General features: G+C 71.0%; 6 protein-coding genes. 3 read left to right on the forward strand and 3 right to left on the reverse strand.

Annotated elements, in window-relative coordinates; all coding sequences use genetic code 11:
* Nucleotides 1-58 precede the first annotated feature (58 nt).
* Nucleotides 59-1,519: a sensor histidine kinase gene (locus V5F75_RS18430; protein ID WP_394035402.1), complete on the reverse strand. Its 1,461-nt coding sequence runs from the start codon at nt 1,517-1,519 to the stop codon at nt 59-61.
* Entirely contained in the window at nt 1,512-2,189 is a 678-nt protein-coding gene (locus V5F75_RS18435) for a response regulator transcription factor (protein WP_394035404.1), read from the reverse strand. The genes V5F75_RS18430 and V5F75_RS18435 overlap by 8 nt, the downstream gene beginning before the upstream one ends.
* A 268-nt stretch (nt 2,190-2,457) precedes the next feature.
* Between V5F75_RS18435 and V5F75_RS18440 the strand changes: the two genes are divergently transcribed.
* The 3 genes from V5F75_RS18440 to V5F75_RS18450 all read left to right on the forward strand — a co-directional run bounded on the left by V5F75_RS18440 (nt 2,458) and on the right by V5F75_RS18450 (nt 7,190).
* A complete protein-coding gene (locus V5F75_RS18440) occupies nt 2,458-3,663 on the forward strand; it encodes an efflux RND transporter periplasmic adaptor subunit (protein ID WP_394035406.1) in 1,206 nt (401 codons plus the stop codon).
* 10 nt (nt 3,664-3,673) lie between these two features.
* Nucleotides 3,674-6,841, forward strand: a complete 3,168-nt coding sequence (locus V5F75_RS18445) for an efflux RND transporter permease subunit (RefSeq protein WP_394035408.1) — start codon at nt 3,674-3,676, stop codon at nt 6,839-6,841.
* An 82-nt stretch (nt 6,842-6,923) separates the two neighbouring features.
* Nucleotides 6,924-7,190 carry a hypothetical protein gene (locus tag V5F75_RS18450; RefSeq protein WP_394035410.1) on the forward strand — a complete coding sequence of 89 codons (267 nt, stop codon included), beginning with the start codon at nt 6,924-6,926 and terminating at the stop codon, nt 7,188-7,190.
* A 167-nt stretch (nt 7,191-7,357) separates the two neighbouring features.
* On the opposite strand, the gene V5F75_RS18455 is transcribed toward V5F75_RS18450, so the two are convergent.
* On the reverse strand, nt 7,358-14,179 hold the full coding sequence (locus V5F75_RS18455; protein ID WP_394035412.1) for an autotransporter-associated beta strand repeat-containing protein: 6,822 nt from the start codon (nt 14,177-14,179) through the stop codon (nt 7,358-7,360).
* Nucleotides 14,180-14,333: the final 154 nt, after the last annotated feature.

Below are 14,333 nucleotides of genomic sequence, written 5' to 3' on the forward strand. Positions count from 1 at the left end.
GGCAACGGAGGCCGCACCGCCCGCCACGGGGCATGGACCGGACCTCGCCGCCCCGGGCCTACGGCAGCCGGTGCGGCCGCAGGACCTCGGCCGAGCCGATACCGTCAGCCTCGGCGCCATCCACGCCGGCCGGCCGGAACGATCCGTCGAGGTCCCCGGCGGGCGAGCGCCGGCAGAAAAGCTCGAAGCGGCAGCCCCCGCCGGGCGCCTCGACGACGCCGACGGTGAAGCCATGGAGCCCGGCGATGGCGGCGACGATGCTGAGGCCGAGCCCGTTTCCATCGCTGTGGCGCTCGGGCGCGGAGCGGTAGAAGCGCTTGAAGACCTCCGCGCGTTCCGCGGGCGGAATGCCCGGCCCCGTGTCCTCCACGAAGATCACCGGCGCGCCGGCGCGCGTGCCGAGGCCCAGGCGGACAGTCCCGCCCGCGGGCGTGAACTTCACCGCATTGTCCACGAGGTTGGCCACGGCCTCGAACATCAGGTCGCAATCGCCGGTGATCGCCGCCTCTCCGTCCGCCGTGTCCAGCGTGAGGCGGATCGCCTTCTCCTCCGCCGTCGGCTCGTAGAGCTCCGCCACCTCGCGCAGCATCGGGCCGAGATCGAAAGAATGGAAGGCCGCGCGGCGACGCTCATGCTCGATCTCGCCGATGCGCAGCACGGCGGTGATGAGCGAGAGGGTCTGGTCGAGCCAGACCAGGGCCTGGTCGATGGCCTGCTGGAATTCCTCCACGCTCCGCGCGCCGTCGCGGCTGCGCTCCAGGCGCGCGCGCAGGCGGGTGAGCGGCGTGCGCAGATCGTGGGCGATGCTGTCGCCGACCCCGCGCACCTCGTCCATCAGCCGCTCGATCTCCGCCAGCAGCCTGTTGACCCCGGCGGAAAGGCGGTCGAACTCGTCGCCGGTGCCATTCACCGGCAGGCGGTGGCGCAGGTCGCCGCGCATGAGCTTGGCGAGCACCGCCTCCACCTTCCCCACCCGCCTGCGCGCCTGGGCCGCGAGGAAGACGCCGCCGACGACGGAAAGCAGCAGCATGGGCCCCATGGCCAGCGCCAGTGCCCGCAGCATGACGCCCCGGCCACGCTGGACCTCGTCGAGGTCGTGGGAGACGACGATCCGCCGCCCGTCGTCGAGACGCACCGCGACCGCCCGCAGTTCCTCTGAAATGTCCTGCCCGCCGAGCTGCACCGTCATCTGGATGCGGCGCGCGATCCCGTCCACGGGCAGGTCCGGCGGGAAATAGCCGAGATTGCCGGCCAGGGGGGCGCCTTCGGCCGAGAACAGGCCGGCGAAGCGCACGCTGTGCAAGTCCTCCTGCAGCCACATCTGCAGGCGGTGGGCCGCCTCGGCCGGCGCCTCCGCGGCGAACCCCGCCTCGTGCAGCACGAGATGGTCGAGCCGCTCGCGGGCGAAGGACACCGTCTGCCAGTAGACGAACGCGAACAGCACCAGCGACAGCAGGCTGGACCACGCGGCGATGGCGAAGGCCCAGCGGAAAGCAGTGGTCTTCAGGAGCCTACGCATCGGGCTGGAACACGAAGCCGACGCCACGGACATTCTCGATCAGGCTCGGCTCGCCGGGAGCGTCGAGCTTGTGGCGCAGGCGGCCGATGTGCACATCCACCAGGTTGGACTTGGGCACGAAATTATACTTCCACACGTCCTGGAACAGCATCGCCCGCGTGATGGTCTGCCCCGGACGGCGCATCAGATATTCGAGCAGCCGGAACTCGCGCGGCAGCAGGTCGATCTCCCGCTCGCCGCGCCGTGCCGCGGCGGAGATCAGGTCCAGCTCCAGGGAGCCGACGCGCAGCAGGGTCTCCTTCGGCTCGGCCGGCCGCCGCAGGAGGGCCTCGATGCGCGCCGCCAGCTCGGCGAAGGCGAAGGGCTTGACGAGATAATCGTCGCCGCCCGCCCGCAACCCGCGAATGCGCTCGTCCACGCTGCTGAGCGCGCTCAGCACCAGCGCCGGGGTGCGCACGCCCTCGCTCCGCAGTTCCTGGAGCACGCTCAGCCCGTCCCGCCCCGGCAAGAGCCGGTCGGTGACGAGAATGTCCCAGGCGCGCTCCCGCGCGAGGTCGAGGCCGGAGGGGCCGGTGGCGGCCCAATGCACCTCGTGCCCACGCCCGCGCAGGTCGCCGAGCACCTCCTCCGCCGTCTCCCGGTCGTCCTCGATCAACAGCACCTTCGCCATCACGCGCGTCCCTCGCCGGGTTCTCCCGCCCATCCGCCCGGCTCATGGAAACAGTCATAGCGCATTCCCGCGGGAGATAACTCTAAACTCGAATTTAATGGCTTCGCCGCGCGCCATGGCTTCTAACCCATGGATATGGACGACTTGCGGAAGTGACGCCTTTCATAGCGCAAGACCATCTCGTTTCTGCGGGTTCATGCGCCAATCGCATGAAAGCTTTCACGCGCCATCCGCTGCTGAACATCTGCGCATCCTGGGACACATGGGCATGAAAAACATTATTCGCGGCGCCGTTAGCGTCATCGCCCTGGCTGCGCTCGGCATGGCCGCATCCCATGACATGCCCCTCACGGCGGCGGAGGCGCCGGCGGAGCCGATCGCGGCCACGCCCGTGCCCGACCCCGGTCTCGTGACCCTCGACGCGGCGACCCGCCGCGACCTCGGCATCGCCACCGCCCCGGCGGAAGCGCGGGACATCCGCAAGATCGTCCGCACGCCCGGCACGGTGGCCTTCGACGAGCGGCGCATCGCCCGCGTGAAGGCGCGCACCCAGGGCCGCGTGCTCTCCCTCGCCGTGCGCCCCGGAGACACCGTGAATGCAGGCGCCGTGCTCGCGACCCTCGACGCGAGCGGGGTGCTGGACGCGCGCAACGGCCTCGCCGCCGCGCAGGCCGCGCTGGCCGAGGCGCAGGTGGGCGAGAAGATCGCCGAGACCGCGCTGGACCGGGGCAATGTCCTCATCCAGAGCGGGCGCGTGGCCCAGATCGACCTGGAGCGGCGGCAGGTGGATGCGGCCAAGGCCCGCGCCGCCGTGCAGTCGGCGAAGGCGCAGGTGGACCTCTATGCCGCCCAGTACCAGCGGCTGGCGCCGCCGCCGGGGGAGGAGCCCGGCACCAGCGCCATCGTCTCGCCCATCTCCGGCGTGGTGGTGGATCTCGGCGTCACCCTCGGCGACGTGGTGGACGCGACCCGCGACGCGCTGACCGTCGCCGATCCCTCCCAGGTGCTGGTGAAGGCCAATCTGTTCGGCGACGACATCTCGCTCGTCAAGGCGGGCGACCCGGCCGTGGTGGCGGCGCCCGGCGTGCTGGACGGCAGCTACGCGGGGCGCGTCGCCTCCGTGAACCCCGCCCTCGACATGGCCACCAACACCGCCCTCGCGCGCGTCGAGATCGGCAATGCCGGCGGGGCGCTGAAGGCCAACATGTACGTCACCGTCGAGATCACCGCCGACCTCGGCCGGCGCGGCGTCACCGTCCCCGCGGGCGCCGTGCAGCAGACCGAGGAGGGGCCCATCGTCTTCGTGGAGCGGACCGACGGCGCGTTCGAGCGGCGGGCGGTGAAGCTCGGCCTCCAGCGCACCGACTGGGTGGAGGTCCGCGAGGGCGTCGCCGATGGCGAGATGGTCGCCGCCGAGGGCTCCTTCGCCCTCAAGGCCGTGCTGCTGCGCGCCCTCCTGGGTTCCGGCGAGTGAGGAGGCACCCATGAAGGCCTGGTTCTCCCTTCTCATCGCCCGCCGCCGGCTGATCCTGGTGCTGGTGCTCGCCGGCGCGCTGGCCGGGCTGGTCAGCCTCAGGGCCCTCTCGGTGGACGCGGTGCCGGACATCTCGCCCAAGCAGGTGATGATCCTCACCCAGTCTCCCGGCCTCGGTCCGCTGGAGGTGGAGCGGCTCGTGACGTTCCCGGTGGAGAATGCGCTCGCCGGGGCGCCGGGGCTCGACAGCGTGCGCTCGGTCTCGCGCTTCGGCGTGTCGGCGGTCTACGCCACCTTCGAGGACGGGGTGCCGCTCGCCCAGGCGCGCGACGACGTGTTCCAGCGCCTCACCCAGGCCAAGGCGATGATGCCGCCCGGCGTGGGCGACCCGCAGATGGGGCCCATGGCCACCGGCCTCGGCGAGGTATACCAGTTCGAGGTGCGCGGGCCCGGCCATTCCCCCATGGCGCTGCGCCGCCTGCTGCAATGGACCATCGCGCCGCGCCTGCGCCTCACGCCCGGCGTCGCCGACGTGAACATCTACGGCGGCGAGATGCCCACCTACGAGGTGCGCGTCTCCTCCGACGCCCTGCGCCGCTACGGCGTCACCATGGCCCAGCTCTTCACCGCGCTGGAGCAAAACAATTCCGCCCGCGGCGGCGCCTATCTCAGCCACAACGACCAGCAGGAGGTCATCCGCGGCCTCGGCCTCGTGCGGACCATGGGCGACATCGCCGACATCGTCGTCGCCACCGGCGAGGGCGGCGTGCCGATCACGGTGCGCACCCTGGGCGAGGTGGTGGAGGCGCCCAAGGTGCGCCTCGGCGCCGTCACCCACGACGCGGCCGGGGAGACCGTGGTGGGCGTGGCGATGATGCAGTACGGCGCCAACGCCAGCGCCGTGGTGGGCGCCATCAAGGCCACCGTCGCGGAGCTGCAAGCCCAGCTGCCGCCCGGGGTGGAGATCCGCCCCTTCTACGATCGCAGCACCCTGGTGGAGCGCACCATCACCACGGTGACGCACAACCTCATCGAAGGCGCGGTGCTGGTCATCGTGGTGCTGCTGCTGATCCTCGGCAACCTCCGGGCCGGGCTCATCGTGGCCGCCGCCATCCCGCTGTCCATGCTCATCGCCTTCGCCGGCATGCGGGCCCTGGGCCTTTCCGGCAATCTCATGAGCCTCGGCGCCATCGACTTCGGCCTGATCGTGGACGGCGCGGTGGTGATGATCGAGAACGTCATGCGCCGGCGCGCCGAGGAGCCGGGCCGCAACCCCTATGAGGTGATCCGCGACGCCACCGCCGAGGTGGCCAAGCCCATCCTGTTCGCGGTGGCCATCATCATCGTGGTCTACGTGCCCATCCTGTCGCTGGACGGGGTGGCCGGCAAGATGTTCCGCCCCATGGCCATCACCGTCATCCTGGCGCTCGCCGGCTCGCTGGTGCTGACCATGACGGTGATCCCCGCCCTCGCCGCTTTGTTCCTCGCCCGCGGCCGGATCTCGGAGCATGAGACGCGCCTCGTGCGGGCGGCGCGCTGGCTCTACACGCCCACGCTCCAGCGCGCGACCCGCCATCCGGCGATGACGGTGGCGCTTACCCTGGCGGTGTTCGGCGCCAGCGTGTTCCTGGCCAGCCGGCTCGGCGGCGAGTTCCTGCCCAAGCTCTCGGAAGGTTCCATCGTCATCACCTCCGAGAAGCTGCCGGGCATCAATCTCGAAGCCTCCGTGCGCACGGTGAACCGCATGGAGCAGGTGCTGAAGGAGTTTCCCGAGGTCAAGCGCGTGGTCTCGCTCACCGGCAGCGCCGAGATCCCCACCGATCCCATGGGGGTCGAGGCGACCGACAGCTTCATCACCCTCACCGACCCCGCCACCTGGACCACGGCGCACACCCCGGACGCGCTGGTGGCCGCCATCGACGAGCGCCTGCGGGCCAAGGTGCCGGGCGTCGCCTTCAGCTTCTCCCAGCCGATCCAGATGCGCATGGACGACCTGCTGGAAGGGGTGCGCGGCGACGTGGCCATCAGCCTTTACGGCGACGATCTCAAGCTCCTGCGGGAGAAGGCCGACGAGATCGTGCGGGTGGTGGCGGGCGTCGAGGGGGCGGCGGACGTGAAGGCGGAATCCCAGGCCGGGCAGCCTTCCTTCTCCATCGCCATCGACCGCGCCATGGCCGCGCGCTACGGCATCAACGTCTCCGAGGTGCTCGACGTGGTCGAGAGCATCGGCGGGCGCACGGCCGGCATGGTCTACGGCGACGACAATTCCATCACCGACATCGTGGTGCGGGTGCCGCCCGAGGACCGCAGCGATGCCGAGCGCCTGCGCAACCTGCCGGTGGGCCGCTCCGGCCGCGCCATGGTGCCGCTCTCCCGCGTCGCCACGGTGGAGGTGGCGTCCGGGCCCGCGCAGGTGAGCCGCGACCGCCTGCAGCGTCGCATCTCGGTGCAGGCCAACGTGCGCGGGCGGGATGTGCAGAGCTTCGTGGCGGAGGCGCAGGCCGCCGTCGCCGCCAAGGTGAGGCTGCCGCCGCGCTATTCCATGGTCTGGAGCGGCCAGTTCCAGAACATGCAGGATGCGACCGCCCGGCTCGCCATCGTGGTGCCCGCGGCCATGGCGGCCATCGCCGTCGCGCTGGTGGTGATGTTCGGCGATGCGCGGGTTGCCGCCCTCATCTTCCTGAACGTGCCGGTGGCCGCCACCGGCGGCATCATCGCCCTCTACCTGCGCGACATGCCCTTCTCCATCTCCGCCGCCATCGGCTTCATCGCCACCTTCGGCATCGCCATCCTGAATGGCGTGGTGCTGATGAGCTATGTGCGCGACGAGGAGGCGCGAGGCCTCTTGCCCCGCGCCGCCGCCCAGAAGGCCGCCGCCATGCGCCTGCGCCCGGTGCTGATGACGGCCCTGGTGGCGAGCCTCGGCTTCCTGCCCATGGCAGTCTCCACCAGCGCCGGGGCGGAGGTGCAGCGCCCGCTCGCCACCGTGGTCATCGGCGGGCTGGTCTCGGCCACACTGCTCACCCTGGTGGTGCTGCCGGTCATCTATCCCTACGTCGCGACCTTCGATCTGCGCCGGCCCTGGGCGCGCCAGCCGCGCCGCCGGCGCGTGCCCGGCCAGGAGCATGCGCCGGCCGCCGCCAACACCCCCGCGCGCATCGACAAGGGCGCGGCCTGATCGCCTTCCGGCAGGCGGCTTCCCGCGCCGGCCCGGCCGACGGCCGCGGGCATTTCATTCCATCACATTGAGGAACAAGACGATGAAGACACCCCTGCGCAGACACTGGACCGCATCCACCGGCGCGGCCTTCGCCACCGCCGCGCTGCTGGCCCTGCCGCTTGCCGACACCGCCAGCGCGCTCGACCCGCGCCCGGCCACCCAGAAGTCGCGGGCGCGGCATGATTTCAGGGATGTCCAGCTCGGCCTCTGCCATCCCGCGGACGCAACGGGCAGCTCCAGGTCCACGAAATGCACGGAGGCGCGCGCGCAGGAAAGCGAGCCGAAGCAGGTCACCGGCGAAAAGTAGCTCGCCCGGCCCTGCGGCGTCCGCCGCAGCGCGGCGTGCGCGGGAGGTGCTTCAGGCGACAGCGACCGCGCGCACCGCCGCAACCCGGGACACTCGAAGAGGCCCGGAGCCGGCCCCCAGGACGAAAGGACGTGGGGCCGGCGCGATCGCCGCCCCCGCCGGAGGGATCAGAACCTTACCGAGAGCTGCGCGGTGAAGGCATTCTGCGCGGACGACGCGGCGAACTGACCCGTGTAGGCCACCGACAGGCTTGCCACGTCGGAGAGGTCGTAGGCCAGCCCTGCGTCCACCAGCAGCGCGTCTTCCGCGATCGGAACGCCCGAGACGGAGAACGGCGTCGTCCCCGCGAGGAAGCGCATGACCGCGGCGGGCGTGGTGTCGCCGAAGGCGTGCTGCCAGCCCAGCGTCACGCTCGGCGTCAGGGTTCGCCCCAGCAGCGCCGTGGAGAATGCCGCCCGCAGGCCGAGCGTGCCGTAGAGCGTGTCCATGGAGCCGCTCTCCACCGCCAGCGCGCCGCTGCGGAGCGCCTCCGAGAACGAGGCGCCGCCCACATTCACATAGGCGAGGGCCGCGAACGGCTCGAAGGTGGCGGCGCCCGCCGGCAGGCCATAGGCCACCTCGCCGAACAGCTGGGTGGTGCCGAGGGAATAGCCGCCCTCGGTGCTCTGGTAGAGGCCGGGAACGGAGATCTGGCGACTTGTGGAAACGTCGTGCCAGCCGTAGGCGAAGCCGCCCCGCAGCGCGAGCGCGTCGAGCCGGACCCCGGCATAGGCGCCCAGGTCGTAATTGTCGCTGTTGCCGCTGGAGGCGCGGGCGTTCACGTCGAAGTTCGACCGGCTGTAGCCGCCGAACACGCCGGCCCAGGCATTGGGCGCCAGCGCCACGTCGGCGCCCATGAGGAAGCCGCCGAGGCTGTTGGAGATGGTGGCCGCGTTGCCGTTGCCGAAGCTGTTGCCCCAGCCGCCATAGCCGTGGGCCCACAAGGTCGCGTCGAGGTCCCGGCTCAGCCGCGCGGTGGCGGGGCCGGCGGCGTCAGCCGCCCGCGCCAGCGCGTCCGCGCCCGCTGCCGCCTGCCGCAGGCGCGCGTTCACCGCCTGGCGCACATAGATGGCCTCCTGCTGGAGCACCGTGCCGACCGAGGCATGGATCTCGCCCGAAAGCGCGTTGAACGCCGGGGCGACCGCCCCTTCGGGCAGGGCGAGGATGGCATCGTACACGGGATTGCCGCCACCCAGCGCCTGCGCGGCCAGGGCCGCGGCCGCCTCGTTCGGCGTCCGCGCGTAAGTGATGAAATCGACCCCGCTGTAGATCAGGGACAGATAAACATTCTGGGCGTCATAGGTCAGGGTCGGGGCGAGGAAGACATAATCCGATGTGGCCCCGCCGAACGTTCCGTTCACCGTGCCCGAGGTGGTCAGGATCGGGATTAGGCTCGATCCGGGATAGCGCCCCGCCGTGGCGTTCACCGCGACGGTCGCGCCGCTGGAAATGGTGACGTCGCCGGATGCGATGATGAGGTCGTGCGCGCCGGCGGGGGTAACGTCCACGCGGTAGACGGAGCCGGCATTGAAGGCCACTGCGCCGCTGACGGTCAGCGTTCCCGGCGAGTAGCCCGGCGCCACCGTGCCGCCGGAATTGACCGTCAGCGCGCCGATGGTGGCCGTTCCGCCCAGGCTACCGCCCGCGTTCACGGAGAAGGGAGAGGTGGTCACAGTGCCCGGCACGAGCTTCACCGTCGCGTCGTTCACCGTCACCGGCCCCTGGTAGGGGGCCGAGAAGACGACCGTGCCGCCGCCTGTGAAGGACACGTCGCCATCGCCGGTGATGGAACCGGTGAAGGTGTAATTGTCCGCGCGGTTGAACACGAGCGCGCCGGTGTTCAAGACGTCGCCGACGATCGCGCCCGAGGCGCCGCCATTGCCGATCTGCAGCGTGCCGGCGGCGATGGTGGTGCCGCCCGCGTAGGTGTTGCTCCCGGTCAGCACCAGTGTGCCGGCGCCCGTCTTGGTGAGCCCGCCCGCGCCCGAAACGACACCGGACAGCGTGAGCACCTGCGCGCCGTCGACCTGGAACGTGCCGCCGCCCGTGCCGCCGGCCGGCGAGAGCGTGACGTTCCCGCCCAAGGCGAAAGTACCGCCGACGCTCAGGACCGCGCTGCCCTGGAGGGCGAGCGGGCCCACGCCGAGCGCCGCCGCAGAGGACGCCCGCACCGTGCCGGAGGCGAGCCGCAGCCCGCCGGAGAACGTGCTCGCGCCGCTGAGGGTCAGCGTGCCGGTGCCCTGCTGAACCACGCTTCCAGAGCTGGAGATCGCGCCCGCGAAGGTGATGTCGTCCGCGCGGTTGAAGGCCAGCGTGCCGGTGTTCGCCACATCGCCGACGATCCAGCCCGAGGTGCCCCCGTTGCCGATCTGCAGCGTACCGGCGGTGATGGTAGTGCCGCCCGCGTAGGTGTTGCTCCCCGTCAGCACCAGCGTGCCGGCGCCGGCCTTCAGGAGCGAGCCGGTGCCCGAGATCACGCCCGAATAGGCGCTATCGTTCGCGCGGTTGAACGCCAGGGCCGCATTGTTGGTGATGTCGCCGGCGATCGCGCCCGAGGTGCCGCCGTTGCCGACCTGCAGCGTGCCGGCGGCGATGGTGGTGCCGCCAGTGTAGGTGCTGTTCCCCGTCATCACCAGCGTGCCGGCGCCCGCCTTCAGGAGCGTGCCGGTGCCCGAGATCGCCCCCGAATAGGCGCTATCGTCCGCGCGGCTGAACACGAGCGCGCCGGTGTTCACAATGTCGCCGGTGATCGCGCCCGAGGTGCCGCCGTTACCGATCTGCAGCGTGCCGGCGGCGATGGTGGTGCCGCCCGTGTAGGTGTTGCTCCCTGTCAGCACCAACGTGCCGGCGCCGGCCTTCAGAAGCGTGCCGGTGCCCGAGATCGCCCCCGAATAGGCGATGTCGTCAGCGCGGGCGAAGGCCAGCGTACCGGCGTTCGCCACATCGCCAGCGATCCAGCCCGAGGTTCCCCCGTTGCCGATCTGCAGCGTACCGGCGGTGATGGTGGTGCCGCCCGCGTAGGTGTTGCTCCCCGTCAGCACCAGCGTGCCGGCGCCGGCCTTCAGGAGCGTGCCGGTGCCGGAGATCGCGCCCGCGAAGGTGATGTCGTCAGCGCGGTTGAACGCCAGGGCCGCGTTGTCGGTGATATTGCCGGCGATGGAGCCCGAGGTGCCGCCGTTGCCGATCTGCAGCGTGCCGCCCGAGATGGTGGTGCCGCCGGTGTAGCTGCTGGCGCCGGTGAGGATGGTGGTGCCGCTGCCCGCCTGGGTGAGGGAGCCGCCGCCGCTGATCTCGGCCGCGAACACATAGGCCGCATCGGTGTGGTTGAACACCAGGGCGCCGGTGCCCGGACCGAACACCACCCGCGCCGCATCGACCCTGCCCGCCGCCGTCGCGACCGCGCCGGGCGCGGCGCCGATGGCCAGCACGCCTGACCCCTGCGTGTCGTAGGCGATGCGCACCTCGTTGTCGGCCTTCAGCGTCGCGCCGTCGGCCACCACCACCAGGGCGGCGCCATTATACCCCACGTAGAAATTGCCGAGGGTCGGGGCCGGGGTGATGGCGGCGTTGGCCTTGGCCCACACCTGAGATCCCGCGCCGGTCAGCAGCAGGGTGCCCGTCGAGGACGGGTCCATGCCAATGCCGACGGTTCCCGCCGTCGCCGTGGCGCCGGCGGAGACTGTGAGCGCGCCATTGCCGTTCACGGGGTTGAGATCGTAGGTGCCGTTCTGGCCGCCCACATAGAGGCGCTCCTCGGCGTTCAGCGTCGTGCCTTGGCCGGTCAGCGTCATGGTGGCCAGAGCGCCGCCGTCGCCGCCCACATAGGCGCCGTTGGCGTAGAGGCTGGCCCCGCCGGAGACGGTGATGACGCCGCCGTTGGCATAGAGCCAGTTGCGCCCGTTGGGCACCGCGGGGTCGCCGATCTCCGCGCGGGTGCCTGCGCCCGAAACGCGCAGCGCGCCGCCGGCTCCCATGAACAAGGCACCGGTGCGCAGCTGGAGGCTCGCGCCGTCGCTGACGGTGAGCGAGCCGGACTGCCCGGCGGACGTGGAGAGGTAGACGCCCCAGTCGCCGTTCACCCACGTGGAGCCGGCCCCGGTGACGGTCACCGCGCTGGTGCCGGAGGTGCCGCCGATGAAGGCGCCGCGGGTGGAGAGAAGCCCCCCGCCGCTCACCTCCACCGCGCCGCCCGCCACCGTCAGGTCCATGGTCGAAGGGCCGCCGGTGGGCAGGACGGAGCCGGTGACCACCAGCTTTCCGCCCGTCACGCGGGTGGCGCCGGAATAGGTGCTGGCGCCGCTGAGGATGGTGGTGCCGCTCAGCACGTCGATCTCGCCGGTACCGGAAATGGCGGCGCCGAGCACATAGCCGGTGTCGGTATGGTTGAGGACGATCTTGCCGGTGCCGTCCAGGAAGAGGATCTCGTCCGCCGACACCGCGCCGGCCGCCACCGCCGCCTGCCCAGCCGCGGCGCCGATGTTGAGGGTGCCGTTCACGCCGCTGAAATAGGCGATCTTGATGATCTCGGCGCTCACCTGCGCGCCGTTGGAAACGGTGAGCGTGCCGTCGCCGCCGGTGCCGATGTAGAGGTTGCTGGCGGTGGTGACGGACGATCCCGCCCCGCTCACGGTGACCGTGCCGGTGGAGCCGGTGTCGTTGCCGATATAGAGGCGATAGGCCTCAACCGCGCCGCCGTCGGTGACGGTCAGGCTGCCGTCGCCGAGCCGGCCGATGTTCATGTAGCCCGAATAGCCGGTGCCGTCGCCCACCGCCGTCCACGTCGAGCCCGCGCCGGTCACGGTCATGGTTCCCGAGGCGCCGTTCAGGTCGCCCAGCGTGCCCGTTACGGCACTCAGCCGGCCGCCGGCGCTCAGGGTCACGTTCGCCGTGGTGCCGCTCTCGTAGCCCGCGATGAAGGCACCGCTGAGGGTCCACGCCGAGCCGGCGCCAGAGATGGAAACCGTGCCCTGGGCGCCGCTGACCGTGCCGACATAGGCATCCGTGCTGGTGACGACGCCGCCGTCGAGAACGGAAAGGTGGCCCGCGCCCAGGTTGCCCACATAGAGGGCGGCGGTGTTGGTCCAGCTGCTGCCCGGCCCGGTGACGGTCGCGCTGCCGTCCCCGGTCGCGTTCCAGCCCAGCACCGCGCCGGGCGAGGTCACGCTCGCGCCGTTGCGGATGGTCAGTGTGCCGGTGCCGTCCACGCCGACGCCGATGCGGTTGGCGCCCACGGTCCAGGCGGAGGTCGCGCCGTCCACGATGACCGCGCCGCTCGTCGCCGCGGCGCCGCCGATGGTCACGCCGAGGGAGGAGAGCTGGCCGCCGGAGGCCAGAGCCAGCGTGCCCGCCTTCACATTCACGGTGCCGGTGAGGCTGGAGCCGCCGCCCGTGAGCGTCCATTGGCCGGTGCCGGACTTGTCGAGGTCGGCGAAGCCCTGGTAGGCGCCGCTCCCGCCGACATCGGCCAGCGAGAGCGTGCCGGTGCCCGTGCCCGTCAGCTCCAGCGTGTTGCCGGAGCCGGCGTTGACCACCCGGCCGACGATGACGGACGTGTCGGCCAGCACGAGGCGGTTGCTGCCGCTGCCCATGCTGATCGCCGTGCCGGAGGCGGAGCCGGCGGAGATGGTGCCGCTGTTGAAGACGGTGGTGTTGCCATTGCCCGTCTGCACGGCGGTGGCACCGGTGGTGACGAGACTGCCGGTGTTGATCAGCTCATTGGTGGTGCCATCGAGGGACACCGCCAGATCGGTGGCATTCACCGTGCCGGAATTGGTGACGGAAATGGCGCCGTCGATGGTGGAGACGGTCGCGTTGGTGACGCCGCTCGCGAGGCCGCTGTTGGCGACGATGCCGGTCAAGGCCGTGATCTGCCCGGCATTGACGATGGTGACATCGCCCTGGGGCGTTTCCGCCCGGATGCCGCTGTCGCGCGATGCTTCCACCGTGCCGGTGATGGTGTTGGTGATGGCGATGTCGCCGGTGGTGTCGGCCGAGCCGCGCAGGCCGTTGTAGCCCTGCGGGGGCTTGAGGGCCGCATGGTCGGCATCGAGCGCGGGATCGCCCTCGGCGGTGACGGAACCGCTGTTGGTCACCGTGGCCTTGCCGGTCTCGGTGGCGGCGTAGATCGCGTTGTCGTTGCCGGAGGTGACGGTGCCCGAATTGGTGATGGTGGCGTCGCCATTGTTCGACCAGGCGATCAGGCCCTGCTGCAGGGTCGCGTTGACGGTGCCCGCATTGTCGATGGTGGCGAGGCCGAGATAATCGATGACCCGGATGCCGGCCGTGTAGGCGGTGACCGTGCCTGTGACCGTGTTGGTCACCGAAACCGTCGCGGCTGTGGCCCCATCGTGATTGCCGTCGGCATAGATGCCGCGATTGTTGGCGGCGGTGACCGTTCCGCTGTTGGTGATGGTCACGGCGCCGAGGTTGGTCACGCCGGAGAGGGTAAATGCTTCGACGCGTAATGTTCCGGTCGTGCCCTGCAATGTGCCAGCATTGTTGATGGTGACCGTGCCGGCATTGTCGTTGCGCAGCCAGACGGCGCCATCGCCGCCGACCGAGGTGACGCGCACGCCGCTTTCGATGTTCACCACGGAATTCATGGTGACGCCGGGCGCCGGTGCCTGCTGCATGACCACCCCGGTATGTGTGGTGCTGTCGATGACCGTGCCGCCGGTGAGGTTGAGCGTCTGGTCGTAGCTGCCGGGGATGGAGGGCGGAACATAGGCGACATAGCCGGTCGTCACCCCGTCCACCGTCAGCGCACCGGTTCCCGGCGCCACGAACACGCTGACGTAATCCGTGTCGCAGTGCGAGAGGGTAGTGGCGCCCTCGACCGTGCACCCGGCGGACGCCGGCTGGATGCCGAGGAGACCGGCCACGAGAAGAGGCAATGCGCCCGCCGCGCCGCGCGGCAACAGATCGCGCACCGGCACGAGGGCGGACGTCACGAGTAGCCGCCAGCGGCACGACGAACGCGAGCCCCGCGCCGCGCCCGATATCAGGTTCCGATCCGCCTGCCCGTCCCCGAATGCCGCCCGCCCCATCATCCGCCCCTCTGAAGCCTGGATCGGCCGTCTGCGCGGCCTTGAGAAACAGCCCGTC

The organism is Xanthobacter albus (assembly GCF_043194895.2).
In the GTDB taxonomy this organism is placed as follows: Bacteria; Pseudomonadota; Alphaproteobacteria; order Rhizobiales; family Xanthobacteraceae; genus Xanthobacter.

Excerpts from the sequence above, each read along its gene's own strand:
- V5F75_RS18430 (WP_394035402.1), bottom strand. The coding sequence starts at position 1,519 with ATGCGTAGGCTCCTGAAGACCACTGCTTTCCGCTGGGCCTTCGCCATC.
- V5F75_RS18435 (WP_394035404.1), bottom strand. The coding sequence starts at position 2,189 with ATGGCGAAGGTGCTGTTGATCGAGGACGACCGGGAGACGGCGGAGGAG.
- V5F75_RS18440 (WP_394035406.1), top strand. The coding sequence starts at position 2,458 with ATGAAAAACATTATTCGCGGCGCCGTTAGCGTCATCGCCCTGGCTGCG.
- V5F75_RS18445 (WP_394035408.1), top strand. The coding sequence starts at position 3,674 with ATGAAGGCCTGGTTCTCCCTTCTCATCGCCCGCCGCCGGCTGATCCTG.
- V5F75_RS18450 (WP_394035410.1), top strand. The coding sequence starts at position 6,924 with ATGAAGACACCCCTGCGCAGACACTGGACCGCATCCACCGGCGCGGCC.